The 24,758-nt window shown below is 66.6% G+C and carries 33 protein-coding genes; all 33 read right to left on the bottom strand.

All coding sequences use genetic code 11. The features are described from left to right. Positions 1 to 5 precede the first annotated feature (5 nt). A complete protein-coding gene (locus tag ACLHIH_RS03305) occupies positions 6 to 863 on the bottom strand; it encodes a tail fiber domain-containing protein (RefSeq protein WP_411315282.1) in 858 nt (285 codons plus the stop codon). Further along, entirely contained in the window at positions 856 to 2,028 is a 1,173-nt protein-coding gene (locus ACLHIH_RS03300; RefSeq protein WP_411315281.1) for a hypothetical protein, read from the bottom strand. The genes ACLHIH_RS03305 and ACLHIH_RS03300 overlap by 8 nt, the downstream gene beginning before the upstream one ends. A gap of 31 nt (positions 2,029 to 2,059) precedes the next feature. Next, positions 2,060 to 3,157 carry a hypothetical protein gene (locus tag ACLHIH_RS03295; RefSeq protein ID WP_411315280.1) on the bottom strand — a complete coding sequence of 366 codons (1,098 nt, stop codon included), beginning with the start codon at positions 3,155 to 3,157 and terminating at the stop codon, positions 2,060 to 2,062. Positions 3,158 to 3,167: 10 nt separating this feature from the next. Beyond that, complete coding sequence (locus ACLHIH_RS03290; RefSeq protein WP_411315279.1) at positions 3,168 to 4,088, bottom strand: hypothetical protein; 921 nt, start codon at positions 4,086 to 4,088, stop codon at positions 3,168 to 3,170. Between the two features lie 7 nt (positions 4,089 to 4,095). Then, positions 4,096 to 7,278 (bottom strand): phage tail tape measure protein, encoded by a 3,183-nt coding sequence (locus ACLHIH_RS03285; RefSeq protein WP_411315278.1) that lies wholly within the window; start codon positions 7,276 to 7,278, stop codon positions 4,096 to 4,098. 3 nt (positions 7,279 to 7,281) lie between these two features. Continuing rightward, on the bottom strand, positions 7,282 to 7,440 hold the full coding sequence (locus ACLHIH_RS03280) for a hypothetical protein (protein ID WP_411315277.1): 159 nt from the start codon (positions 7,438 to 7,440) through the stop codon (positions 7,282 to 7,284). 161 nt (positions 7,441 to 7,601) lie between these two features. Then, a complete protein-coding gene (locus tag ACLHIH_RS03275; protein WP_411315276.1) occupies positions 7,602 to 8,009 on the bottom strand; it encodes a hypothetical protein in 408 nt (135 codons plus the stop codon). A gap of 4 nt (positions 8,010 to 8,013) precedes the next feature. After that, the gene (locus tag ACLHIH_RS03270; protein ID WP_411315275.1) at positions 8,014 to 8,781 is read right to left on the bottom strand and encodes a phage tail tube protein; all 768 of its coding nucleotides are present in this window, start codon (positions 8,779 to 8,781) and stop codon (positions 8,014 to 8,016) included. Further along, the gene (locus tag ACLHIH_RS03265; protein ID WP_411315274.1) at positions 8,778 to 9,200 is read right to left on the bottom strand and encodes a minor capsid protein; all 423 of its coding nucleotides are present in this window, start codon (positions 9,198 to 9,200) and stop codon (positions 8,778 to 8,780) included. The genes ACLHIH_RS03270 and ACLHIH_RS03265 overlap by 4 nt, the downstream gene beginning before the upstream one ends. After that, on the bottom strand, positions 9,193 to 9,507 hold the full coding sequence (locus ACLHIH_RS03260; RefSeq protein WP_411315273.1) for a hypothetical protein: 315 nt from the start codon (positions 9,505 to 9,507) through the stop codon (positions 9,193 to 9,195). Before ACLHIH_RS03260 ends, ACLHIH_RS03265 begins: the two co-directional genes overlap by 8 nt. A 15-nt stretch (positions 9,508 to 9,522) precedes the next feature. After that, positions 9,523 to 9,855, bottom strand: a complete 333-nt coding sequence (locus tag ACLHIH_RS03255) for a hypothetical protein (RefSeq protein WP_411315272.1) — start codon at positions 9,853 to 9,855, stop codon at positions 9,523 to 9,525. Beyond that, on the bottom strand, positions 9,855 to 10,202 hold the full coding sequence (locus tag ACLHIH_RS03250) for a hypothetical protein (RefSeq protein WP_411315271.1): 348 nt from the start codon (positions 10,200 to 10,202) through the stop codon (positions 9,855 to 9,857). Before ACLHIH_RS03250 ends, ACLHIH_RS03255 begins: the two co-directional genes overlap by 1 nt. A 19-nt stretch (positions 10,203 to 10,221) precedes the next feature. Continuing rightward, on the bottom strand, positions 10,222 to 10,617 hold the full coding sequence (locus ACLHIH_RS03245) for a hypothetical protein (RefSeq protein WP_411315270.1): 396 nt from the start codon (positions 10,615 to 10,617) through the stop codon (positions 10,222 to 10,224). A gap of 2 nt (positions 10,618 to 10,619) precedes the next feature. Continuing rightward, the gene (locus ACLHIH_RS03240; protein ID WP_411315269.1) at positions 10,620 to 11,531 is read right to left on the bottom strand and encodes a hypothetical protein; all 912 of its coding nucleotides are present in this window, start codon (positions 11,529 to 11,531) and stop codon (positions 10,620 to 10,622) included. Between the two features lie 13 nt (positions 11,532 to 11,544). Continuing rightward, entirely contained in the window at positions 11,545 to 11,904 is a 360-nt protein-coding gene (locus ACLHIH_RS03235) for a capsid cement protein (protein ID WP_411315268.1), read from the bottom strand. A 3-nt stretch (positions 11,905 to 11,907) separates the two neighbouring features. Continuing rightward, positions 11,908 to 13,170, bottom strand: coding sequence for a head maturation protease, ClpP-related (locus ACLHIH_RS03230; RefSeq protein ID WP_411315267.1), 1,263 nt, complete (start codon positions 13,168 to 13,170; stop codon positions 11,908 to 11,910). Beyond that, complete coding sequence (locus tag ACLHIH_RS03225; RefSeq protein WP_411315266.1) at positions 13,167 to 14,582, bottom strand: hypothetical protein; 1,416 nt, start codon at positions 14,580 to 14,582, stop codon at positions 13,167 to 13,169. Before ACLHIH_RS03225 ends, ACLHIH_RS03230 begins: the two co-directional genes overlap by 4 nt. Positions 14,583 to 14,595: 13 nt before the next feature. After that, positions 14,596 to 16,230 carry a hypothetical protein gene (locus tag ACLHIH_RS03220; protein WP_411315265.1) on the bottom strand — a complete coding sequence of 545 codons (1,635 nt, stop codon included), beginning with the start codon at positions 16,228 to 16,230 and terminating at the stop codon, positions 14,596 to 14,598. Between the two features lie 9 nt (positions 16,231 to 16,239). After that, a complete protein-coding gene (locus tag ACLHIH_RS03215; protein ID WP_411315264.1) occupies positions 16,240 to 16,698 on the bottom strand; it encodes a hypothetical protein in 459 nt (152 codons plus the stop codon). 106 nt (positions 16,699 to 16,804) lie between these two features. Next, positions 16,805 to 17,281: an NUMOD4 motif-containing HNH endonuclease gene (locus ACLHIH_RS03210; protein WP_411316301.1), complete on the bottom strand. Its 477-nt coding sequence runs from the start codon at positions 17,279 to 17,281 to the stop codon at positions 16,805 to 16,807. A 2-nt stretch (positions 17,282 to 17,283) separates the two neighbouring features. After that, entirely contained in the window at positions 17,284 to 17,631 is a 348-nt protein-coding gene (locus ACLHIH_RS03205; RefSeq protein ID WP_411315263.1) for a hypothetical protein, read from the bottom strand. Positions 17,632 to 17,653: 22 nt separating this feature from the next. Next, the gene (locus tag ACLHIH_RS03200; RefSeq protein WP_411315262.1) at positions 17,654 to 17,971 is read right to left on the bottom strand and encodes a hypothetical protein; all 318 of its coding nucleotides are present in this window, start codon (positions 17,969 to 17,971) and stop codon (positions 17,654 to 17,656) included. Positions 17,972 to 18,392: 421 nt separating this feature from the next. Next, positions 18,393 to 18,626, bottom strand: coding sequence for a hypothetical protein (locus ACLHIH_RS03195; RefSeq protein WP_411315261.1), 234 nt, complete (start codon positions 18,624 to 18,626; stop codon positions 18,393 to 18,395). Continuing rightward, positions 18,626 to 18,925, bottom strand: a complete 300-nt coding sequence (locus ACLHIH_RS03190) for a DUF4031 domain-containing protein (protein WP_411315260.1) — start codon at positions 18,923 to 18,925, stop codon at positions 18,626 to 18,628. The genes ACLHIH_RS03195 and ACLHIH_RS03190 overlap by 1 nt, the downstream gene beginning before the upstream one ends. Next, positions 18,925 to 19,503 carry a hypothetical protein gene (locus ACLHIH_RS03185; protein ID WP_411315259.1) on the bottom strand — a complete coding sequence of 193 codons (579 nt, stop codon included), beginning with the start codon at positions 19,501 to 19,503 and terminating at the stop codon, positions 18,925 to 18,927. Before ACLHIH_RS03185 ends, ACLHIH_RS03190 begins: the two co-directional genes overlap by 1 nt. Positions 19,504 to 19,667: 164 nt before the next feature. Then, complete coding sequence (locus tag ACLHIH_RS03180; RefSeq protein WP_411315258.1) at positions 19,668 to 19,928, bottom strand: hypothetical protein; 261 nt, start codon at positions 19,926 to 19,928, stop codon at positions 19,668 to 19,670. After that, positions 19,921 to 20,346, bottom strand: a complete 426-nt coding sequence (locus tag ACLHIH_RS03175) for a hypothetical protein (RefSeq protein ID WP_411315257.1) — start codon at positions 20,344 to 20,346, stop codon at positions 19,921 to 19,923. Before ACLHIH_RS03175 ends, ACLHIH_RS03180 begins: the two co-directional genes overlap by 8 nt. Beyond that, positions 20,343 to 20,543 (bottom strand): hypothetical protein, encoded by a 201-nt coding sequence (locus tag ACLHIH_RS03170; protein WP_411315256.1) that lies wholly within the window; start codon positions 20,541 to 20,543, stop codon positions 20,343 to 20,345. Before ACLHIH_RS03170 ends, ACLHIH_RS03175 begins: the two co-directional genes overlap by 4 nt. Then, the gene (locus ACLHIH_RS03165) at positions 20,540 to 20,860 is read right to left on the bottom strand and encodes a hypothetical protein (protein ID WP_411315255.1); all 321 of its coding nucleotides are present in this window, start codon (positions 20,858 to 20,860) and stop codon (positions 20,540 to 20,542) included. The genes ACLHIH_RS03170 and ACLHIH_RS03165 overlap by 4 nt, the downstream gene beginning before the upstream one ends. Next, the gene (locus tag ACLHIH_RS03160; RefSeq protein WP_411315254.1) at positions 20,860 to 21,186 is read right to left on the bottom strand and encodes a hypothetical protein; all 327 of its coding nucleotides are present in this window, start codon (positions 21,184 to 21,186) and stop codon (positions 20,860 to 20,862) included. Before ACLHIH_RS03160 ends, ACLHIH_RS03165 begins: the two co-directional genes overlap by 1 nt. After that, the gene (locus ACLHIH_RS03155) at positions 21,179 to 22,789 is read right to left on the bottom strand and encodes an SNF2-related protein (protein WP_411315253.1); all 1,611 of its coding nucleotides are present in this window, start codon (positions 22,787 to 22,789) and stop codon (positions 21,179 to 21,181) included. Before ACLHIH_RS03155 ends, ACLHIH_RS03160 begins: the two co-directional genes overlap by 8 nt. Before the next feature lie 158 nt (positions 22,790 to 22,947). Beyond that, positions 22,948 to 23,340, bottom strand: a complete 393-nt coding sequence (locus ACLHIH_RS03150; RefSeq protein WP_411315252.1) for a hypothetical protein — start codon at positions 23,338 to 23,340, stop codon at positions 22,948 to 22,950. Next, on the bottom strand, positions 23,337 to 24,749 hold the full coding sequence (locus tag ACLHIH_RS03145) for a ParB/RepB/Spo0J family partition protein (protein ID WP_411315251.1): 1,413 nt from the start codon (positions 24,747 to 24,749) through the stop codon (positions 23,337 to 23,339). The genes ACLHIH_RS03150 and ACLHIH_RS03145 overlap by 4 nt, the downstream gene beginning before the upstream one ends. Positions 24,750 to 24,758: the final 9 nt, after the last annotated feature.

The raw sequence follows: 24,758 nt of genomic DNA, 5'->3' as shown, positions 1-24,758 counted from the left end.
GGCGATCAGATCCTCACTCGGATGATGGCCGCCTCAAGCTTCTTGAGACGGTCCTCGTGGTTGGTGTGCTGCCGGGCGACTTCGACTTGTTGCCAGCGGGCGAGCTCGAGCAGGGCGACGACCAGGCGGTCGTAGTTGATGCCCTGCACTTCGCCGTCTCGGAAGAAGACGAACTCGGGGAAGCCGGCGTCGACGAGTTCCTCGGCGATGAACCCGACTTCCATCGGGGCGGCGGGGTCGATCTCCTGGTTGGGGAACTTCTCCGGGTCGTATCGGAACATCACCGCGCGGAGGCTCAGGAGGCGGTCGATGTCGGTCGGCGCCCAGGTGTCGATGTCCGTCTTGAATCGTCGCGACGACGGCGCGATACCGAGCTGGCCGTCGCCTTGCAGCCAGGCGCCGGCACGGTCGGTGCCGGCGACGAAGTTGCGTGCGCCGATCGACTTGATGCCGGAGGTGAAGGCGCCCTCTCCTGGTGCCGTCACGTTCCCGCCGGACGTCACGTTCCCGCCTGCAGAGACGTTGCCGTCCGCGATCATGCTCGCGTCCGACCTGATCGTGCCGGCGGAGTCGATGCCACCGAACACGGTGAGGTCGTCCTCGACGGCGAGCTGGCCGTTGACGTCGACCGACCCCGGTGTGGAGGCGATGCGCGCGTTGATCTCGGCCTTGGTGTAGGACAGCTCGCTGATCGCGGCGATCACCGTGGTGGTGATGTTCGCGAGCGCATTCTTGACCTGGTCGACGAGTGACCTGACTGAGGTTCCGGTAGGCGACTCGAGTGTGGAGAGGCGCCTGCCGTGGTCTGCGACGAGTTTCAGGAGCTTGGCGAGCCCGTCGCCTTCTGGTGTGCGGCTACCCATCGAACGCCTCCGAAGTGGTGATGGTGACCCACGGGCCTTGATCGCCAGACATCGCGGCGATCTCGCGCAGGTAGCCCTTGTGGCCGCTGTCGGGGATGTAGGGGTCGTCCTTCACCAGGAGCTGGCAGAGGTCGCCGATCTGGTATTCACCGAATCGGGGGTTGCCGTCCTTCCGGACCTGGAAGGACCAGAACCGCGAGGCGACTCGGCCGAGCTTGACCGCCTCGTTCGCGTGCGCGCGAAGTGTCGCCCGCTTCTCGACGGTGCTGTGGCTGCTGTCGACCATGATGCGTCGGGGGTAGCCGAGGTCGGTGAGGTAGGGGTCGTTGGCTCGTTCGACGAGGGCGACGTCTGCGGAGCGGCCGCCTGTGAAGAACGCGGTCGACGCCATCGAAGCGGCGTTCGACTCCACTTTCAAGGCGCGCACCGACTCCTGCGAGACGGTCAAGTCCCACCGGTGGATGGTCTCCGACCGGAAGCGGGGTTGCTCGTTGGTTCCGGTTCGGAGCACCCACTCGACGCCGAGACGGTCAGCGACACGACGAGGGATCAGGGCGACGTCGATGCCGTCATCCTGTTTCGTGATATCGGCGATCGCGTCCCAGATCTCCTTGAAGTCGATGCCCTCGATCGTGAGCTCGTGCGTTCCCGGCACGACGTCGGGCAGCACGATCGGAAGCTCTCCCCCGGGCCATGCCATCCACTGCGCGATGAGGCCGCGGACGATGGAGCCGAACGACAGATCGGTGAACGACGTCGCGAGCGCCGGGTTCGGGATGGTCGCTGAGCTGTCGGTGGGATCCGGCACGACGAACTGCGCCGGGTTGATGGTGTCGGCGAGCGGCGGGAGCACGGGGAGTCCGTTGAACCAGGAGCCCATGCCGACTGCGGTGAGGGTCAGGAGACCTCGGTCGCGGTCGTAGCTCGGCTCGAGCATGGGGCCGGCGGCGGGGAAGGTGTCGTCGGCCTCGATGATGCCGAGGTAGGACTTCCCCTCCGTCGCGGTGTTTCGCATGTCGAGCCGCTGAACGACGGGCTCGCGTATCGGGATGACCGCGGAGAGGGTCTCGGGCTGGTTGCGGCGCTGAGCCCACCGGCAGGTGACGTGGGGAACTGTCTGCCATCGTCGGCCGGTTCGGAGGTCGCCGACGACGACCTCCGTCATCGGGTCGGAACCACGTGATTGTGGTGGAGCATCAGCCGCGTCCCTTCCAGAACACTCGAATGTCGGTGGACTCCGGCTCGAGACCGATCGTGCCGCCGGATGTTTGCGCCGCCCCGAGCGTGATCCTCTGGCCTTCGTTCAGCGTCACCGTCTCGGCGACGTGGTCGTAGTGCCCGACCGCGAGGGCTGCACGATGTGCGCTGCGGACGCCAGGTGCGACCTCGACACCGTCGATGAAGAAGGAGCAGAGTCGCGAACCGTCACCGTTCGATTGCCAGTTCCATCGGCCGACGACTTCGTACTCGCCGGTGTACGGCACGATGAGCCCGTCAGTTCCCGTGGCCGTCACTCCGCCGCGGCTGAAGCCTGCGTCGAGTGCGAGGGGCACGGCTGCGCGTGCTGAGCCGTCGCTTTTGTCCCAGCGGAGAGTGCGGCGGGCGCGGCCGCGGATGAGGGATCCGGGGATCGGATACCACCCGGCGGGCGAGCCGGTGAGCGCGGCACCGTACTCGTAGGTCATCTGGGTGTCGATGACGTAGGCGCGCTGTGATGGTGCGGCGTCCTCCCACGCATCCATCTCGGCGCGGGTTCGGAAGTGCACCGGGGACCCCTGCATTGCTGCGTACTGAAACAGCGGGGTGATGGTCACGCCGGCCGACTGGGTCGTGAGTGCCCCGGCGGGGAGGAGCACGGCTGCGAGGGGCAGCCCGCCGGCGGGGACGAGGGCGATCGCTGCGGCGAGGTTGGGTGTCGCGGAAGCGGCGCCTGCCACGAAGGTGCAGACCGGCTCGTCGTTCGTGTCGGTGAAGGGAGACTGCGTCTCGTTCTGCTTGACGTAGACGATGTGGTAGCGGAAGTTCGCGCCGGGTGCTGCTCCGATGGGGACGACGATGGTGCCGTCGTTGGTGAACGCGGCCGGGAGTCCTGCCCTGACGAGCAGAGCGTCGAACGAGGCGACGTTGACACCCATCGATGCCCGAGCGGTGACGATCGCTCCAGCGGGCGGGAACAGACCCGCGCGGGGCACCCCGTCGACGTCGCGGGCGAACAGTCCCGACAGTGCCGCGCGTGAGTCGGCGGAGCTGATGCCGACACCGGTGGGTGCGGGGAAGCTCAGTTTGAGTGCCATCGTGGTCCTTTCACCAGAACGCGGGTGCGGTGCGTGCTGTGAGTGTTGGTGTTCCGGTTACGGTCCCGAGGGGGAAGAACTGGATGACAGAGGTGCCGCCGGGCGGGATGGAGAACCAGTCCGCCCGGGTGAGGTAGCCGGAGACGTCGTTGCCGGGTTCGTCGATGTACGCCGCGCCCGTGCGCGGGTTGAGGTAGACGGTGGAGGCTGAGTCGATGAACCGTTCGAAGCGGATCTCGCGGCCGGTGCCGACCTCGACAGCGGAGAAGCCGTCCTCGAGGCCACCTGTGATCTCGAGGAGCGAGTAGGTGTCCGCGTTGCCGTCGTTCTCGACCGTGATGCGGCCGTCGGAACCTCCGGACTCCCAGGTGATCGGCCACACCAGACCGGCGGACCCGGTGTCTGACCCACCGAAGATGGTGTCGCCACCGAAGAACCCGGATCCGCCGAAGGTGCCCGACGATCCGACCTGCCACTGCAACCCGCCGCCGGCCACCGGAATACCTGTGGACTCGGGGACCTCGGGTCCGTAGCGTCGCGGGTCCTTGGCGAACATGTCGACAGAGATCTCGAACCGGAACCCGAAGATGTCGCCCAGAGTCACCCGTCGGACCGACACGTCACGGCTCGTCGGGCCGAGCTCGTCCGTCACCGTGATGCGGCGGTCCTGCCCCTGCAAGGCGCCGAGAATCTGCCGGCGGGCGAGGAGCGCCTCTTCGCGGTCCTCGCCCTGGAACCACCCCTCGATCGATGTAGTCGCGCCGCGGCGGAAGTCTTCCCCGCCGCCGAAGCTGCCGTGATCGTTGGGCCGGTCCTCTTCCTGGTTCTTCGACTCCGGGAGGCTGTCCCAGTCGATGATGCGACGGAAGTGCAACCCGTTCGGTTGCCTCGTCCCCTGGAAGGTCAGCCCTCCGATCTCGGCGGTGGTCACGAGCAGATCACCTCCACGGCAGTTGTTCTGCTACTTCACGTCCGAAGTAGCGGGCGAAGACACGAAGGTCTTCGTCGGGCGGTGCAGTGATGTTGTTGACCATCGACACCGTGGTGCGCGGCCCGTTGTCGGTGCGAGTGATTCCTCCCTCCGACATCGGCGTCACACCCATGCGGCGCATCGTCTCGAGCAGGATCGCCATCGAGCGCGCGGAGCCGTCGAGCGGGATGTAGGACTCGGGAACATCGCCCCGGTCCCCCACCACCCGCCACGTCGACGCCGGCACAACCTGAGCGACCGGGGCCATCGGCGTCAGGCCGCGCATGCCACCGTTGGCGTAGAACTCCATCACGCCACCCAGGGCCTGGTACGCCGACGCGACCGCCCCGCGGGCTGCGCCAGTCTGCTGCACCACCTGGTTGATGATGACGTCGCGGCGACCCGGGATGTTGTTCAGATCCCGCACAAACTGAGCGAGCCTCGCGCTGGCATCCGCGGTGTTCGCGTTGATGTACACCGAACCGTCGGGAAGGGTCACGATGCGGTCTGCGAGAGCCTGCACCTTGCCCCGCTCCCCCGGAGCGTTCGACGAGAACTCGGTCGACGCATCCGACGGGGTGTCCAGCACCGTCTCGATGAGGGAGCGTGCCTGCTTCTCCGTCAGCCCCATCTGCACGAGCTGCGCGACCAGAGCCTGGGTGCCGGCGTCGTACCGCTCAGCGAGGGCCGCCTGCCCTTCCCCAGCCGCGGATGCGGCGTTGAGCTCCTCACCGAGGGCGCCAACGGACGCGCGAATCTGCGCCTCGAGGATCCGGCCGGATTCCGATGAGCGCAGATTCGCGGTGTCGACACCGTCAAGGGAGATCGCTGCACCCTCGGCGTCGACCCCCACCTGGGCGAGGGACTCCGCGAGACGCAGTGACGCATCGTTGAGGAAGGCGACGGCCACTGCTCCGTCGCCGAACTCGTTGAGCCGCTCGCGGGCGGACTCGATGCCGGACCCGAGATCGTCACGCATGCGCTCGGCGGCGCCAGCTGTAGTGTCGTCGAACTCGCGCATCTCGGCGATCATGTCGTCGAGCTCGCTGGTGTCGGCGAACGGGTTCACGTACTTCTGGAGGTTCGCGACGAGCTGCAGCATGTCGGCTCCTGGCCCGGCGATGAACTCGCCGAGCGCGATCGCTCCGTCCGCGGCCGCGTCGACCATGGTGACCCCGAAGTCGAGAGCACCGTTGGCCATGTCGAGCAGGAACTGCAGGACAGGTCCACGGTTCTGTGACACGAAGTCGGCAGCCTCCTGCAGCGGCTCCGAGAACGCGGCGGCAAGGGCACCCTTGATGCCGTCGGCCGCGATCTCGATGTTCCGCTGAGCGCCCTGGATCTTGGTGGCGTCGTTGTCTGCGAGGGTGTCGAACATCCGACGGGCGGAGCCCTCGAGGTCGTTGAACTGGCCGGCCGCGGTGGTGAGGTCGAGAGCGAAGAGCGCGTCTCCGAGGTCCTCGGCTTTTGTTCCGAAGAGCTCGACGGCGGCCGCGTTGCGTTGCACCGGATCGTCGAGGTTCCGCAGCCCGTCGAGGACCTGCTGCAGTCCCTCGCGGGCGCCCTCGCCTCCGGCGGCGATCTTGGCGGTCATCTCCTCGGCGTTCAATCCGATGCGCTCGTAGCCGGCGGCGCTGGCTTCGGACGCGTCGGTTGAGCGGATCTGGAACTCTTTGAGCGAGTCGGCGACGACGTCGGTGTTCCGGGCGCCGGCCTCGAGCCCCTGGTTGAGGAGACCGAGGGTGTCCTTGCTGCTGAGGCCGAGGCGCTCGAGCACGACCGGATACTCCGTGAGGGTGTCGAGGAGGTCCTCGTTGCGGTTCAGTCCCTCGCGAGCACCGGACGCGAGGATGTCGTATGCCTCCTCGGCGCTGCGGGCGAGGCCCGTGCGCATGAGAATCGTGACGGCCGTTGCGGCGCGAGAGACGTCCTCACCGAGGACGTCGGCGATACCGCCCAGTCCCTCTACGACGCGCTGCGCGTCGCGAGTGGTGCTGTCCGCGTCGATGATGTCGAACTGCAGCGCGAGCCGGGTGATGTCCATGTTGGACTCAATCGACGAGCCGAAGTTGTTCGCATACGCTTCGCCGGCGGCGCGGCCAAGGCGCAGTGCGTCGGCTTCGCTGATCCCGGTGAGTCCCTGTAGGCGGTCGAAGCCGACCTCCTGCGAGAGCCCGTCCTGGATGGCGCCGGTGATGGCCTTGCCGATCGCGACACCACCGAGGATGATTCCGCCAGCGATCGGGATCGCCGTGAGGGCCGCGATGAGGGAGCCCTCGATGTCGCCACCGACGACGTCGCCGACCTTCTCCCCTGCACCACGGGTAGCGGAGTCCAGCCCTTCCGAGAACGATCGTCCGCCGGCGTCGCCCGCCGCCGTGGCGTCGCTGCGAAACCGGGAGAAGAACCGGCTGAGCCGTGACTCGGCCTGGGTCGGGTCGGCGTCAACCTCGATCTGTGTGCGGGCAGACTGCAGGCCGGCGAGGGTCCGGTCGATCCTGGACAGGTTCGCTTCCGCCCGGCGCACGTCAGCGGTGACGTCGATGCCACCGAGCGCACGAACCTCGAGGTCCGCGAGACGCTGAGTGGCGCGCTCGAGGTTCTTCTCGGCGCGGCTGATGTCAGCATCGAGCTTGAGGGCGGTGTTCTCCGAAACCAGCTTGCGTGCTGCGGCCTCGACGCGCTCCATTCCCGCGATCGCGTCGACCGTGTCGACGTCGACCTCAACCTGCACGTCGGTCGACGAGAGCTTCTTCGCGGCCGCGGTGATCTCGGCGAAGTTGGTCTTCGATGCGGCGGCGAGCTCGGCCGCGGCCTTCTGTCCAACGCCGTAGGACTTTACGAGGACGGACTCGATCTCCGCCGCGCTCTGCTTCGTCGCTCGCTCGGACTCGAGGAAGTCGCGAGCGAGTTGGCTGATCGGCTTCTTCGCGGCTGCGGAGACCCGGTCGAAGACCTGCCCGAATGACTTCGCACCATCCTCGATCCGGGCCATGCCGGCGAGGGCGTCCTTGGAGTCAACCGCGACGGTCGCCTTGATCGGCTTCTTTTCGATGCGCTCGGCCGTGCTCTTGACGTACTTGTCGGCCTTCTCGACCTGGTCGATGTTGGCCGTGAAAAGCATCTCGAGTTCGGCGGTCCGGAGTGCCATGAGTTACCTCCGGGTCAGCGCGGCGCGCAATCGAGTCGAGTCGTCGTACAGGCTGAAGATCACCGTCCTGATGCCGGGCCAGGGGCGGGCGAGGATGACCGGGTCGTACAGGTCGATGCCCCGCTGCGCGAGCTCGGCGACGACGAGTCGCCAGTTGCTCACGAGCGCGAGCAGGGACCCGTCGAGCTGGACATCGCCCGCACCTGCCGGTGTCTGGGTCGGCGCGGCGGGCTTCAGATGCTGCGGGACGGGCCGGTAGTCCGGATACCATCCGTCTGCGTCAGGCTCACCGATTCCGTAGGGCGCCCAGTCCTCCGCGGTGATCAGACTTTTGGGTCGGCATCGCCACCCTCTTCTGCGTCCGTGGGTAGCTCGCGGGGCGCGAACAGGATGACAGCGAGTCGGTCGGCGTACTCGCGGCCGCGCGCCCAGAAGAACGTCGCGTAGTACGCCATCCGGTCGATCGTCACCGCCGGCACCCCGTCGTCGGCCATCTGCTGGTACGCGCGACCGAGTGCGGGGTGCTCGCCCGGTTTGATCGTGGCGAGGATCGCTTCGACCTCGGGCGGGACTTCTCCTGCCACGAGGCCGAGCTTCACCTCCCCACGGACCGCCGCGGCGAGCACCTTCTTCGCACCCTCCACGGTCGGGGGCTGCACCCTGTAGATGCGTCCCTCGAAAGGAAGCTCGAGGGCGGGCGCCGCCCACTCCGAGAAATCGACGGCGCCCACCGTCTCAGGCCCCGCGAGTGTAGGTGAAGGCGGACGACGTGCCGCCCGGCGTGGTCACGACGACGGGCACGGCGCCGGCATCGCCGACGGGCAGCTGCGCCACGAGGGACGCGCCGTTGAAGACGAGGAACTCCGGGACCTCGGCGCCGTCGATCGTCACCGAGGTGGCTCCGAGGAGCCCGCTTCCGCTGACCGTGATGAGGGCACCGTCGTTCGCACCCTCCGGGGTGACCGAGGACACGACCGGGGCTGTGACGTCCCACCCGGTGAACGGGTTCGGGATCTTGGAGTAGCTGCCCTTGCCGGTGAGGGTGATCGAGAGCTGCTCGATCTCGCCCGCGGGGCCGGTGTTCTGGCGGGTCGTGGCGACGGTGAAGAGACCCTGGCCGGCGTCCGTGGGGTTCGGGGTGCCGAGTTCGGGCTTGTGATACCAACGGGCCTCGATGACGGCGAGCTCGCCCTTCGAGTCTGGGCCTGTGCGCGCGAGGATCGCTTCGACCTCGGGCAGGTACAGCCCGGTCGAGAGGATGCGGTTGACCTGTGCGATGAACGCGAGGTTCATGCTCCACCCGGTGACGTCGCTGTTGGGCGCGCCGCGGTCGTCGTAGGTCTGCGCGTCCTGCGTCTGCGGGGTCGGGGTCGGCTGGAAGCCGCTGATGCGGCGGAAGGACTGCCAGATCGGATCGGCGAAAGTGCCGAGGTTGATGTCGCAGCCGTATTCGAAACTCTTTCCGAGCGTCGAGCCGGCGGGAAGTGGAACTGCTTGGTTCATTGCTGAGCCTCCTGGTTGTCGAGGATTACGAGGTAGTTCTCCGTGCGCTCTTCGCGACGGTTTTCGTCGGCACCCAAGGGGGCGCTTGACTGCCGGCTGGCGTCGCTGATGCCAGGCAGACGATTGAGGAGGGACACCATCACTTGGAAGGAGATGTCCGCGAGACGATCGGCGCCGGCGGGATCGCCTTCACCGCCGCGGAGGCGGAGTTGCACACGCCGCCACCCGAGGTGCTGGATCTTGTCGTCGGTGGTGCCGTACACACGGACCCCAACCGCGCGATGCGGCGTGGTGTCGATCGGGCCGTAGAAGACACCGACCGACGTCGAAGCGTAAGGCGCAGCCGTCTCGTGCCACTCCCATCCAGGGATGCGGCCGAGTAGCGTGCAGATTGTCTTGGTGAGCTGCTCGTCATCCAAGGGCCGACCGCACCTTCGCGGCGATGATCGCGGTGACGTCGATCTCGGCGGCGGCGGTCTCGAGGAACTTCGGCTGACCGCCGTTGGGATGCTGGTACTCGAGGTTCTCGTGCTGCAGGCGAGACACGAGCGACCGGAACCCGACCTGCATGGTGAGGTCGTCCACGAGCGAGAAGCCGGAACGGTCGGAGTCTCCCGAATCAGATGGGCTGAGCTCGCGCGCACGCTTCAGCGTCTGCTTCCCTCCCTCGCGGAGCCCCTCCTTGGTGGCCTGCTCGATGAGTGCTGCGATCGGCGTGTGCTGCATCGCGTATCCCTTCGATCAGGTGAGAGAGAGCACGAGGAAGGAGTCGAGGTCGATGTCGTCTCCGTTGTCGTCCGTGCCGACGGCGAGCACTTGCGCGGTGCGTTCCCGAGCAGTCCCGGGCCACACGGTGACCTTCGACTGAAGCGGCACCGTCTCCGTGATGGGGACCGTGACCTGAGTGGAGGACACGACCTCCTTGCCGTCCGCGTTCCGGACGAGCCGTTGCTCGTCGCGCACCTCAGCGGCGACGTCGCGGGGGTCGTCGAACCCTGACCCCATGCCGCCACCGCGGCGGTAGTTCTGGATGCTGACGGTGTGCGGGTAGAAGAACCTGTCCCACTTCATCATTAGTCCTCTTCGGGCCAGACGCGCTTGAAAGCGCGAGCCTTTGGGAAGCTCCCCAGTGGAAGCCCCGCCGGCGCCGCGCCACAGAGCGACCGGAGGCCAGTGATGTCGTCGGCTGTGAAGGCGGAGTTGATGGTGTCGAGCCTGACCGAGGTGCCATTTCGGCTCTTCGATCGAACTCGCCGCGATCCCGCTGCGGGGATCTCGGCGACGACACCTTTGAGGATGGCGATTGCGTTCTTGGTGCCGTCCTCGTCGAGCGTGTCGATACAGGGGGCGATGACGCGTGCTCGCACCATCACACGGCGAGCGAGGTCTTCGTCCTCGCTGATGTCTGAATAGTCGATCACTTCATCGCCCCCTGTTCGATCACTTGGTGGTGGGTTTGGCGGCGGCAGGTTTGGCCGGCGTTGCGGGTGCCGGCGTCGTGCCTCCGCTGGTGCGCGCGGCCTCGAGCTTCTGTGCCTCTTCGAGCACGCGCTGGTCGAAATGCGGCGCGAGCTGCTCGGTCACGAGCTTCTCGGCCGCGGCTTGCACCGTGGCGTCGAACTCGGCCTGGCGAGCGGCCGCGAGTGCGTCCTCGTCGACGGGCTCGGGTTCAGGGAGGACCTCGATGAGACCGCGGCTCAGGAGGTTCTTGAGCACCTTCTCGTCGACGCCTTCCGGGACGATGCCGCCGCGGCGCACGATGTTGGCGACGCGGTTCGCCGGCGGCGCTCCTACGCTGACTTTGACGACCGCGGCCGTCACGATGTGAAGCGTCATGGTCAGATCCCCGTTCCGGTGAGGACCCAGCCGGCGCCCGGATTGCGGACGACGGGCACGTGCGGGTTGCGGGCCTGGATGCGGGTCTTGTCCGCCTTCGGCTCGCGAATGGAGGCGATCTCCACCCCGGTGTCGCCACCGACCTGCACGTACTCGGGCGACGGGATGCTCTCGCGAGCGATGCCTCCGAAGACGCGGCGATCGAGGAACACCGGGTCGTTGAAGTCCTCGTCATCGGACGACACCCAGGTGATGCCGCCGATAGTCGGGAACGAGCCGGTCATCGCGCTGGTGTCGTTGTCGGGGAGCACGTCGAGGAGCTCGGGCATGATCTCCGCGTAGGCGAGCCCGTTGAGCACGACGGTGTCGATCGAGTAGCCGAGCTTCAGCGCACGCGAGGAGGCCTGGATGCGGAGCGCGTCCCGGAGGATCTGCTTCCCGTTCGTCCAGGGCGCGCTTGCCTCGAGCTCGTTGGTGATGGACGACTGGATGACACCGAGCGCGATCTCGTTGGCGTCGAACACCAGCTCCGTCTGGAGGTAGGTGAACGCGTCGTCGAGGGGCTGGCGCAGGCTGCGACCGATCTCCTCGTCCGTGATCTCCGTCGCGATGCCCTGCTTCTGCGACGTGTAGATCTCGTACTGCTCACGGTCCATGGCGGTGAGCTTGTACTCGGCACCGGGCGCGACGGTCTCTGCACCACGACGCGTGCGGACGACTTCGTTCGACGGAACCGCGATCGCACCACCCTGGATGACGTAGCGACCCGAGAGCAGGAACAGCCCGATGAACTGCTGCGCCTCGAGGATCTCGGCCATGCGTCCGGCCACGAGAGTCGGAGACTGGATGAACGCGAGCAGGTCCGCCGCCGAAGCGTCGGACACCTGGCTCGGGGTGAATGGATAGGTCTTCATCAGACTCCCTTTCTCAGAGCTGAATGACCTGGACGGGTGCACCGTCCGCGGCCGAGGAGATGGCGATACCGAAGGCGGCGCCCGCGGCAAGGGTGCGAACAGCGCCGGCAGCGGCGGCTTCGACGCGGGTTCCGCGAACGATGTCGCCGACCGCGGTCAGCTCGTGGACGGCTTTGTTGACCTCGACGGTCACCTTGTCGCCGATGGCAGCGTCGTGGCCGGCCACACCGACCACACTCACGGATGCCGCGGCCGCGGGTGCGACGGAGCGATCGGCGGCGCCGACCTGGACGAGCTGTCCACCGACGACTGCGGCTGTGACGACGAAGGTGACGGTGGTGCCGGGGCGGAAGAGAGGCAGGTAGTCAGACATGGATCAGGACTCCTTCTTGGCTGCGGGGTAGACGTTGGAGTACAGCGCGGTGTCTGCGTCGCCGATCTCGTCGGACCGACCGATCTCGCCGAGGAGCGTCGCGTTCTTCGCGAGGGTGGCGATCTGGGCGGTGGTGCCCGTCTCGTCCTTGTCCAGCTGCGCGCGCCAGATCTCCTGGTTTGCGGGGCTGATGCGGCCCTCCTCGATCGCTGCGCGGATGATGCCGTCGCGGCGAGTGGACTCCTGCTCAGCGCGCGCGGCGGCGCCAAGCTGTGCCTTCGCCTGGACGTCCTCCCAGACGGCAGCGTCGACGAGGACCGTGCCCTCGGGTGCGGCTGGGATGGTGGGTTCGGCCCGCTCGGCGAGAGTCTCGTCGAGGGCCTCGAGCAGTTCGTCGTCGGTGACAGCGGCGTTGTTCACGCCGAGCCGCTCACGAAGTCCCGCCGTCAGATCGCTGTAAGCCACAGCGTTCTCCTTTCGGTTGGGTTCATCCGGCTCGGTCGAGCTCGGAAGGTTGGTGGCCGCGGCTGCTGCCTTGGCCCTGATCGGGGCGACCCGGGCCGCGGCTACTGCCTCGGCGGAGTCTTCGACCTCGATCGGGAGGATGAGGATCGGGTCCTCTTCGCCGACGGTCGTCGATTCGCCGGCATCGGGGATAACCGCAATGCGGTCTGCGATGCCAAGCTCGACGGACTCGGCTGCCGTGAGCCAGGTCTCGGCGGCGAGGAGCGCCGTCCATCCCTGGTCGCCGGCCTTCTCGGTATAGATCTCGACGATGGACGCCTCGATGCTGTCGAGCACGTCGGCATCCTTGCGAAGCTCGGCCGCGTTCCCCCAGGTGAATCCGGACGGCGAGTGGATCATCATCTGCGTGCCGGGCGACATCACGGTGTCATCGCAGCCAGCGGCGATGAACGATGCGGCTGAAGCAGCGAGACCATCGACCACGGCGGTGATCGTGGCCTTGTGAGCGCGCAGCATGTTGAGGATCGAGACGCCCTCGAACACCTCACCACCCGGGGAGTTGATGCGAAGGATGATCTGCGTGACCGAATCCGGCAAAGCGTCCAGCACCTCGCCGATGTCTTTCGTCGAGATCCCCCAGTAGCCGCCCCAGGAATCGATCGGGCCATACATCCGGATGGTCGCGATCGTCCCTTCCCCACCGGGGAGCGGGGTCGTCACGGCGTTGAAGAACTCCGCCTTGGTCTTCGGTAGGGCGTTGTTTCCCCAGTACCGGTTGGTCGGGTTCGGTGTGGTTCTCATGCGCTCTCCTGTGTCGGCGGAGTGGGTGGTGCGGGAAGGGAGCCGGTGAGGTCAGCGCCGGCGCGGCGTACGAGCTCTCGTGCTTCGTCTTGAGTGAGGACGATTCCGACGCCGAGGTAGACCTTCTGGACTGCGTTCACGGCAGCGAGAGCTCGCTCCGAGTCATCGAGAACGGTGCTCGGATCGTCCTCCGTCTGCTCCTTGATGGGGAGCGCGTACAGTCCGCGGATGTGCGCCTCGAGCTTCGGGTCAGGTGTGATCGCCTTGGAGTCGATCAGTGACTTGATTGCCTCCGCTGTAGCGGGGTGCTCGGCGCCGATGATTGACGGGACGATGCGCGGGGCTGGCTCCGTCGGTCCCCAGTTGCGGTCGACGATGTCCTCGATCACGTGCTGCTGCGTGACGTCTGCAATGTGCTGCGCGACGGCGTTGAGCGAGTTCGTGAAGAAGTTCGCGAACGTCGATCCCAGTGCCCACGACCCTGTCTCGGTTCCGAGGTTGAGGAAGTGTGCGAGGACGGCTCGAGCGATCTGCTCGTCGTGATAGCGGATGGGTGCGTCGGTGTCGGGCAGATTGCCCTGCACGCCGGCGAAGCTGAGCGTCGCGCCGTTCGGAAGCGATGCGCCGGCAGTGTCTCCGGCGCGTGACTCTTGCGCGATCTTCAGTCCGGCGGCGAGCTCGGACTTTACCCAGGCGTCCCATTGCTCGGGACCAGCGTCTTTGTGCGGAGGAGCCGCGGTGTAGATCGCGACGCCGAGCCCGTTGCGCTCGGCGGTCAGTGCCTGGATACGGAGGAGTCGATCCTTGAGCAGCCAGTTTTTGTAGGCCGTGCGGAGCAACGACCGGCCTAGCCAGTTGGCCCCTTCACGCTCGTTCACGTAGACGACGAGGCGATCGACCGGGATCGGCTTCTCGACGCCGTGCTGCTTGACGCCGATGAGGCCGCCATCACGCGCAACATCGAAGGAGGCGATGGTTCGGGGCGGTCGCCATGCGAGCTTCACAAGGCGAAATCTGTTGGCCTCGTCGAGCCTGTAGACCTGCTCGAATACCGAGTGGCCGAAGACCAGTTCCAGGAGCGCGAGGCGCAGGTGCTCTTCCCAGGAGAATCGCCCACGTGTTCGGAGGGGGGCCTGGAAGTCGCGTCCCTTGATCTGAAGTCCGAGATCGGCGGCGATCTGCTCCACGACCTCGTCCCGTGCGCCCGCCGGATCGATGACCCAGTCGGCCTGCTGGATCGGTGATGTCACAGCCCTGAGAACCGAGCCGACTTGCGAGTCTTCGCTGCGCATCCGGTCGTAGAGGTTGAGCGACTTCGGCCACTGAAGGTCCGGGTTCGGCTCGTGTGTTTCGCCTCCGAACTTGCCCCACGGTGTCAGCCCTCCGGTCACATATCCGATCTCTTCGGGCAAGGGGTTCCTCCTTTCAGAACGCGGCCGAGGCCAGGTTCACCTCGGTGTGTTCGGTGTGGCCTCGAGTGACGAGCTCCGCCGGCGGCGGCGGCGGCGGGATGTATCCGGCTGGTGGCGGCATGAGGACCTCGAGGCCGTAGAGTGCGACGGTCATCGCAATGAGCCCCGCGATGTCGACGGGGAGAGATCGCCGCCGCGACCAGGCTTGGTTCTCGGCGTAGTCGATGGTCACGCCGCCCTCGACGGCGACGTCGACGTCGGGTTGCTCGACGATGACGATCGTTTCGTCGCGCACGTGGTCCCGTAGTCGCGCTGTGGCGAAGGCGAACTGCGCACCTTCGAGCTCGTGGACGGTCATGCCTGCCTCTTTGAGTGGCCCGATGAACTCGACTGATGGTGAACCTTTGGCCTGCAGTGCGATCTCGCGTGGCCCATCGTTGGCGATGATGTCGTCGAAGAACGGTTTCACCCATGCCCATCCGGCACGCTTCACTCGGACAGTCGCGAAGGGCAAGCCGTCCGAGGTCATGACTGCGGCCGCGATCCAGGTGACTGTGCGGTCGTGGCTCATGTCGATGCCCCAGACGGTGCGCGATCCTTTCTCGATGCGCTGCTGCACGGCTTTCACTGCGCGGTGCAGATCCTTCCAGTCGTTGACTTCGATGTAGGAGTTGACGACTGCGGTGACCCACTGGCACAGCACCTCGGTGCGGTAGCCGGCGTCGGTCATTCCGCGGATGTCGGCGAGGGCTGAGGCCACGGTCATGGGCCCGTGCCCGATGGATGGGTTGGCCTGGAGAATCCCGTCGACGTCGTCCTTGTCGCAGCCGTCGGGGGCTGACCACTCGAACAAGCCGAGTGAGACGTCGTGAGTGTTTGCGAACTCCTCGGCGGAGGAGATTCCGTCCGCGATGTAGCCGTCGAAGTCGGCCATATCGGCGATCGCGGCGTCGCGCTGCTGTCGCAGCACGACCGCGTCGGCGGCACCGGCGTTCGAGAACCCGACGAGCATCCCGTTCCAGAACGACTTCGAGGTCTGCGAGACGGCGTTCCAGACCGCCCAGTCTTTCTGCTCGCGCATCTCGTCCATGAGGACGCGAGCTGCGGGCTTGCCTCGAGCGTTCTTGCCGGCGCGGATCTCGTAATGTGCGCGCGATCGCGCGACGATCGCTTCCTTGCCGTTGGTGTCTGACACCTTCGCGGTCGCGTCCTGCAGCGCGGAGATCGCGAGCTCGGCCTCCTCGGCGGTGTCCGGGTCGGGGTCGCACCACATCTTCACGGCCTGCCAGGGCTCGCGGGCGATGTCGAGGTTCTGGGCGACGCCGACAACCTTGAACTTGAGGGGAGGTGTCTTGTCGGGGTGGCGTGCTGAGTCGACGTAGAGCCACCAGGTGGCGAGCACCGAGGCGAGTGTGGTCTTCCCCTGCTGCCTCGCGACGAGGACGATCACCCTGCGGAAGCGATACTGCCCATCCGGGAGCAGCTCGAGCGCGTGAATGAGCAGCCACTTCTGCCACGGATACAGCACGACGCCCAGCACGACGGCCGCGAAGTCGATCACTTCGAAGCCGAGGGACGTCTCGGGAGTGAGCTCGCGCAGCGGCTTGGTCCACAAGCGGGGCTCTGTGCGGCCGAACTGCTTCGCCAATCGACCCTCCTAGGCTCCAATTCCGTGCGCTGTCCGGAAGGCAGCGAGGCTGCTCACCGTCGCTTCGACTTCTTCGGGGTCGACGGGTTCCTCCGGCGCTGCCTTCGGCTTCGTTTCCGGAGACGATTGAGGGCGGCCGGGCGCATACTTCAGCACTGCGCGGACGTCTTTCAACGTGCCGCGGTACTGGGTAGTGAGGCGGGGGCTCGGGTTGCGATCCATCTCGTCGGCGAGATCGCGCAGCAGCTCGATCAACGGCGCCTCTTCGGGCACATGGGCAAGGCCGGTCGACTTCAGCATCCGCGTCACAGCCTTGCGGTGAGGGCCCGGAGGTGGCCTCTTGAAATCAGTGGGCGGTGGTAACACGTTCTCGGCCTGTTTCGGCGGCGTCGGCTCGGCGGCCTCGCGACGCTTCCTCGCCCGGTATTCCCGCATGTACGCGCGGCGCTTCTCCTTGTTCGTCGCCACGGTGTTCACCTACTCGAAGAGTTACGCCAGGTGTTACGCCTGCGCAGAAAAAAGTGGTCCAGACCCCGGGGAGGGAGGACCACTCCTCCGGGCGCTTGTCCGGTTCCTAGGGTGAGGCTGGATTTTTGGCTGATCTGCGGTGCCACCGAGCCCGATCGTGCTCTCTGCGGCACCTGAGGCACTCTCTCCACCCGTTGGGACGGACTCGGGTGTTCTCTGGGCTGAGCTCGTGCCCGAGGGGGCAGACGGTGCGGCGAGCCTGCGGGTGGCGGCCGTGTCGCACTGCGTCGAACGCGTTGGCTGAAGCGGTGTCCCATCGCAGGTTCGAGACTCGGTTGTTCGTCGGGTCGCCGTCGCGATGACAACCCTGATGAGCTGGCGAAGGACGAGGGCCGACGTGCGCCTCGAGCACGAGGGTGTGGACGAAGCACATCGTCTTGACGCCGTGAGCGCAGAGGCCGAGCTGAAGGTGGCCGTCGCGGTGCGTCTGTGTCTTCCGGATTAGACCAGATCGAACAGATCGGACCAAGCCACCCGACGACACCTCATAGCTGCCCTCGTAGCCGACGACCGGCAACCACATGGTCACGAGCCGGTCGGCTTCCCATCGATCGTGATCTTGCCGAATGTGGGCAAGAGCGTCGGTGCGTACTCAGCGAGCAGCTCTTCGGTCACAGCGTCGGGGTGGATGTCGACGGCGTCGTAGACGTGACCTCGGGCGCCTCGGCCTTGGGTGAGTGCCGAGATGGGTCGGATCAGTCCGCCGGACGGGAAGGATGCGAGGTAGGCGCCGTTCGTGCGAGCGATCTTGGCGTCGGGTGCGAGCTCAGCAACGCGCTCGAGGTCCTCACGTGCGGCCTCCCATGTGGCCGAGACGAGGGCGACCTTGGCTCCGGCGCGGGCCTGAGTGATGTGCGTGGTGCTGACGGTCATGAGTGCGTCTCCTTTGACGGTGTCACCACCAGTCATTGATGTGCTCGCCGAGCCCCCCGCCACCGGGGGTCTTGGCCCCTCGCGATTGGTTACAGAGCATGTGAGCGTGCCGGAAGTTGGTCGGGTCCTGCTGGAGGTCCGGGTGGGTCGACACCGGGAAGTAGTGGTCGAGGTTGTGGCTGTCGGGCGTCGTGTTAGGCGTCGCCTCGTAGTCGATGCGTTCCTTGCAGATGTGGCAGTTGGCCAGTTGTCTGGTCTGTGGATCGGCATCGAGCTGCTTGCCTTCGAGGAAGAAGGCGTCGCGTAGGGCGTGGTCGCGGCGAGTGTTCGTCCGCGCCATCGTGGTCTCCGTCGAATGGGGTGGTGGGCCGCGCAGGTGTCCGTCCGCCGGCGGATTGGTTCCGACGGTTGCGAGGAGCTCGGATCCTTCACCGGATAGGTGCGGTGTTGACGCAGCCCACCGAGATCGAGGCGGGTTACGGGAGCGTGCTGGGCGATCGCCGCTGGAGACGTCCATCGTCAGTGTGTCGGCCGAGCCAGTCACGCTCCCGAGCGTGAGGGGTGGCCGTGTCTGCCCGGCACTCACCGGTGGGAGCAGGCACGGCCACGAGACAGCGCACCCGTAGCGCCGTCATCACTCGAGCACCAGCCACCCGAAGGTGATGCTCGAGGAGTGTTAACGACGAAAGCCCCGCCGAGGCGAGGCTTCGTCTGGGTGCAGGAGACCCATTCAACGTGTTGATAGTGCGAGTAATGGATGCTCAGTGTTGGGAGGTTGACGGCGTGTCGCGATTATTCGTGTCGGGTTTGCGGTGTTCGTAGGTGCGCCGGATGTCGGCGAAGAGGTACTGCGTCGGGCGTTGACCTGGGGCTGTGCGCCACTCCTCTGACTTCGCGAGCTCACGTGCACGGCGGACGCTGACCTGCATCGCCGCGGCCGCGACGTCGATGAGCACCCAGTAGTTGTGCTGCCCGTCCTGCCTGAGCTCAGCCACTATGCACGCGCTCTTCGGTCTGCGCGCCACTGTGCACGCTTGCGCGCGAGCTCAAGCATGCCGAGCTCGATCGCACCCGCGGCGACCGCGGCCGCACGTCTAGGCCGGGTGACGTCGTAGTGTCGCTTCACATCGTCATCGGGGTACTGGATCCAGGAGCGGCGTAGGCCGATCAAGTCCGCCATCGCGTCGAGCTCCTCGCGGGTGTCGGCTTGCATGTGGCACCACTCCCCCGAAACCTTGCGAGCCCCGTTCGGCACTGTCGCCTTCTTGAACATGTCATCCACGTACACGGGCATCAGACACCGAGTCCGGCGTATTCGATCCAACGGTCACGCGGGAGCTGCACGTGCGACGGGTTGAGGGTGCAGAGGATCTGCGAGGGGCGTGCGTCTTCCTCCGGCCGCAGCGTTGCGACGAGTTGCCCCATGCAGTAGGTCGCGCCGTACTCGGTGTCTTCCAGGTGCTCACGGCAGAAGGCATTGCGGATCCCGACCCGGCGCACTGGCGAGACCTGCAAGGCTCGGAGCGCTTCGTGGCGGTGGTCCTGTGCCGCGGCAAGGAGGTCGCCGCCGAGACCGGGGTATCCGGAGAACCAGCGCCCGTACCACCGGGCGACGGTCGCGAGGACCACTCGGGGATCGGAGTCGGGGGCGATGACCACGCGGTCCGGGTGCTGGGTGACGAGGGTGCGGGCGAGGTAGCCGGCCCAGTCCGCGATGTCGGCCAGGGCGGCGGATGCGGCCGGGTTCCAGAGTGACCCGACGTCGGAGTGTCCCGAGGTCTGAACGGGGCTGTTGCTGTCTCCTGCGCTGCCCTTGATGTACGCCTTCTGCTCGAGCTCGCTCATCAGCGTCACCAGGTCGCCGAGGACCATCGGGAAACGGGAGTGATGCCAGTTGCACAGGTCAGTGCCGCGCACGGTGAAGCGAGGGCCCGGGGCTTCGGCGAGCGCAGGGAGTTGAGTCTTTGGGTGGTGGATGCAGCCTGGGGCTGTGCAGTGGGTGTTGGTGGCTGGTTCGACGAAGGGCGGGTAGTTGGTCATTCGGTTCCCTTCAGGGTGGGGTTTTCTGCGGACATCTCGGCGAGCGCGCGATGGATCTGTCGTTGCATGAATGGGCGCTGCCACTCCTGCGGTAGCGAGTCGATGAAGTCAGCGGGCCGCGCGGGGTAGTTCGGGTCGAGGCCGGCGGTGATCTTGGCTTGCCGGATGGCGTCGTCGAGCGGGCGGTCGCACGCGGGGCAGATACCGGGGCTCTTGATGTCTCGGGTGAAGTGGTTGTGGCGGACGAGTTCAGGCATCGTTGGTCTCCTCGTGCACGGTGTCTGGGTGGGTGGAGCCTGCAGGTCCGTAGTCGTCGAGGTCGAGTTCCCACCACTCGTCGGTGCGGATGTCCCAGACTTCGTCGGTGGGGCAGGTGGGGCAGCGGAACGCGGCGAGGTCGTAGACAGGCCAGGCGGGCACTTCAGTGGGGATGTGGACGGTGCGGCCGAACCGGCCGGTCTTCGCGCGGGTGCTGTCGAACGTCTCGCCGTCCAGCGGGTGGCGGAGGCCACGGACCATCAACGGTGGGAAGAACGACCCGCAGTTGCCGCAGTACCGCGGCTCGGGTGGTGGGCAGATGAACGAGACGGTCGGGACAGGCATCGTCTCCCACGTGACCTCGTGCCCATCCCACCGCGGCGGCAGAGCGAAAGTGGCGATCGGTGTCGGCCTCACGACTCGTCGCCCCGCTTCTCGGCGATCGGTATCTCAAGCACGGCCACGTCGGAGTCGCTGGCATTCACGTCAGGACTCGCGAGCCGCGCTGCTTCTGCGCCCTCACGGGTCAGGTGAACGGACTCCAACTGGATGTCGGCGAAGCCGTCGCCGTTGCACTCAATGCACCCGGCGGACACCAGAGCGAACACGCTCACGATCCGCTCCCGTCTGTGCGGAGGTCGAGCATGTAGGTCGGGATGCCCTTGAACGTCGCCTCTGCGGCGAGCGCGAGCATGTGACTGTTGGCCTCGTCGGGTGTCATGCGCAATGCTTCGGGGTCGATGCCGAGCGTCTGTGCGCGTGCGACCTGTGCGGCGTACAAAGCGACCTTCCGCATCCCGTAGGCGGGGAGCCCTTTCTCGGGGTCGACACCGAGGTTCTCGGCGAGCTCGTTGATGACGTCCTCCACGAGCGGGTGGTCGAGGGCCTTGGCTGCCTCGTTGGCGTGGTGGTCTTTCCAGTCGGCGTGCATCAGATGGTCCTCTCGGGTGTGCGGCGGGTGGCGCGGTCTGCGTGGAGCGCGTCGAGGGCTGCCCCGTCGATGCGGGCGAGCAGGGAACGGGTGTCGGCGGACAGGACGGTGCTGATGTCGGCGCGGGTGATGAGCTCCTGGATGGAGGACGCGAGCAGCAAGACTTCGTCGGGGTCGAGGGTGAGAGAGTGCGGGGTGAGGAGGTGCTCGGCGAGGGACTGCTCCGCTGCTCGAGCGCGACCGTCGGCGATCGTCAACTGCCCCTCGAGGCGGATGCACTCCGCCCGTGCGGACTCGAGCATCTCGCGGTCATCGTTGTTACCCATGGGTAGTCGCTCCTTCATTGGTGGTGTGTGAGTCGGGCGTGATGCCGAGGATCTGCTCGGCGAGACGGCGGGCCCGGTGAGGGTCGGTCGTGGAGTTGGTCAGGAGCTTCCCGTCGGGCGACACGATCGGTTCGGCCTGCTGCCGTTTGATCTGCAGGACGTCCATGAGTGCCGGGTCGGAGCCCTCGTCGGAAGTGAGGAAGTAGACGACGGCGGGGTCTTCGCCCATGCCGTCGCGGCGGAGTCGGCCGATGGCTTGCTCGTGCACCTGTGGTGACCAGTCGAGCTCACCGAACACACCGACGCGGGACACCATCTGGAGGCCGTCGATGCCGGCGCCGGAGCGGAGCGACATGATGAGGATGCGGCAGTCAGTGCCGTCGCCCTTGAGCGGTGCGGTGAACGCGTCCTCAGCGTCGGCCTTCTGCTTCGGCGACTCAGTGCCGGTGTAGAGGCGCGGGTGGAAGTCAGCGAGGGCCTCCATGAGGATGTCGTAGACCTCGCGGTGCCACCCCCAAACGACGACACGATCCTCACTGCTGAGAAGCATGCGAACGAACTCGGCCACGAACGGTGCCTTCGCGACACCGGTCGCCTGCCGGATCTTCCAGTCGATCTCCCCCGACGCCTCGAACTTCTCCTTCCGCGTGGCCGTCGACGAGAGGATCAGCTCGGCGAGACGGCGAGCATCCTTCGCGACCTCCTCGAGCGCCGTCGGGTCGACGTCGATCGTGTGCACGTTCTTGACCGTCTTCGGCAGCTCCCGGCCGACCTGCTTGCGGGTGCGACCGATCATCAGCCCCGTGTCGCGGAGGTGAGCGCCGAGCGCTGCAGGGTCCTTCACCCTCATGCGGCCGTTCGAGAACTCCGCACCCCACTCGCGGGTGAACTCCTCCCGGGTGCCAAGCTCGCCCTTGCGGAGGATGTCGACGATGTTGAACAATTCGCCGCCGTAGTTGTAGACCGGGGTCGCCGTCGCGCCGGTGACAAATGCGGCATGCTCGGTGACCTGCGCGGCCGCTTTGCCCTTGTCGGTGTTCTCGCCGTGGCGGAGCTCCTGCGCTTCGTCGAACACCACGGTGCGCATATGGCCGGCGAGGTACGGCGCCCATCCGGCGAGCTTCGAATAGCTGATGATCGTGACATCACGGAACTCCCCGGCCGCGACACGTGCCGAGGGGCTGGTCTTCTTCCCGATCTCGTACGTCAGCCAGGGGAACGCATCCTCGAGCTCCTTCGCCCACCGGCGGGGAAGGTGTGTGGGCGCAACGACGAGGGCCGGCGATGCTTCGGGGTCGGTCAGGTTCAGCAGCCCGGTGAAGGTCTTGCCGAGTCCGACCTCGTCGGTGAGCAGCTGCACGCCCCGCGCGCGGAGAAGTTCGACTGCGGTCAGCTGGTAGTCGCGCGGGATCTTCGCTGGGGTGTGCCCTGTCGTAGGTCGCCGCCAGTCCCCCGCGAGGATCAGTTGGACGTTCTCTTCCTGCTCCCGGTGATCCGCAGCGTCGGCACCGAGACGCTGACGCGACGCCTCGTCCTCGGGGTCGAGCGGCCACCGCTCCATCAGCCACACGATGTCGCGAGCGGACTCTCGCGTCGCCGACACGATGATGCGTGACGAGCGGGTGGGTTGAACACGTGTGAACAGACGGCGGACACGGGCACGCACGGCAGGCTCGATCTCCATCGACCATCGCGCCGGCATCAGACGGCCATCCGGAAGGCGGTTCGACTCGTGGAACACATAGCTGCCGTACGTGCGCATCAGAGACCGTTCTCCACCAACGACACCAGATGAACCGGGATACGGCGAGCGCCGATGATCCTGGGGACGTGGTGATGCTTCGCCCTGGTCGTGACGAGGATGAGTTCGCCGATCTCATCGCATGCCGCGTAGCGGTCGAGTTGGCGGATGACGGAGGAGAGTGACCCGTCGATCTTGACCTCGATGCCGACGTTGGGGAGGAGAATGCCGGTGACCATGAGGTCGATGCGTGACTTGCCGTCTGAGAGGCGGACTTCGCGGGCGACTCGGTAGCTGGCGACTACCGCGGTGTTGACTGCCGCCTGCAGGTCGTCTTCGGTCGTGTATGTGACGTTTGCGAGTCGATCGCGGAGCCGCCCCGCGAGTAGTGAGCCGACGCTTATGTCGGTCATGCTGCGGGGGTCTCTTCGGTCGGCTTCGGGGTGAGCTCGTCGAGGTCGGTCTTCTCAATGTCGGAGAGCGTGTAGCCCCAAGCGCGGAGCTGGGTGAGGTGGCGGGCGGCGCCTGCGCGGGCGTTGGGCTGGTATCCGTTGTCGAGGAACCTCTCGCCGGTGGCGAATGCGTCGGCGAGGAGGAAGGTGATTGCGAGCTTGGGGCGGGTGGTGAGGTGCTGCTGCACGGTGTCGCAGGTGTCGTTCACGTTGGGAGCGGGTTCTCCGAGGAACGGGAGGATGCGGCCGTCGAGGCCGCCCTGGTAGGTGGGTGACTCGTCGGCGTGGGTGCGCATCCAGGCGATGTGCATGATGGCGTCGGAAGGCAGGGTGGGACGCGTGAGGAAGTCGACGATGAAGGTGTGGCGGACTTCGCGGGCGGTGTCGCGTGTCGCTTCGATCGCTTGCTGCGCTGCTCGCGCTTCGGCTCGGACACGGTCGGCTTCGATTTGCTCCGGGGTGGTCGAGGGGCTGCCGTAGGTGAGGGGCACGAAGCCGTGGTCGGTGGGGTTCTTCACGAAGTAGGCGATCTCGGCCCAGTCGCGGTAGGTGCCGACCTCGTATGTCTGCTTGATGGCTGCCGCGACGTCCTCTTCGGTCCTGAGCGAGAGAACCGCTTCCGGCGTGAGTCGTTCAGTGGGTGTGTCGGCGGGTGCGAGCTCGGCGATCGCCACCCATCCCTCGGGTGCGCGGTCCCAGCTGCGAAGATCTTCGAGCCTCGTGATTCCCATGCCTTCGATCTCGGCCACGAGCGATGCTCGTTGCTGCGCGAGCTCGCGCTTCTTGGTGAGGTCCGCGATGACGTGGTCGAACTGGCCCGGCTGGGTGGCGAGGGTCTCGGTGATGCGCTTCACGGCCTTCTTGTCGTCCGCGAACACGGCGACCTTCGCTGCTTGCTCGAGCGAGATCGGGTACTCGGAGAGAACCTTCGACGCGGCCTCGTTGTTCGCTACCGTGATCGCATCCCCGACCCGGGCGATCGGGGTGGAGGTGCGCTTAGCGATCTGCGTGGCCGGGAGACCGAACAGCGCCAGCTGTTTGTAGGCGTGGGTGTGCTCGGCATCCGAGAGCGCGGCGCGCTGGTCGTTGAGGACGAGCTGATCCACCACCCGATCGGAGTCAGTTGCCGGGCGGTCGCGGATCAGGACCGGGACGGTCGCGAGGCCGGCCTGCACGGCGGCGAGGGTGCGGCGTTGCCCGTCGGTGACGTCGTATCCGCCGTCGTCGTTCGGGACCACATGGATCGGGACATCAACACCGCGGTCCTTGACCGAGGCGAGGAAGTGCTTGTCGAGCTTCGTGTCCGTGCGGACGTTGCCGTCGAGCGGGAGGACCAAGGTGGACGGGTCGAGGTAGTCGAGCTTGAGCATGGTGAGTGC

The sequence above is a fragment of the Marisediminicola sp. LYQ134 genome (genome assembly GCF_046599635.1).
GTDB lineage: Bacteria > Actinomycetota > Actinomycetes > Actinomycetales > Microbacteriaceae > Marisediminicola.
The sequence above is the reverse complement of the archived record's forward strand: the minus strand, read 5'-3'. Positions and strand labels throughout refer to the sequence as shown.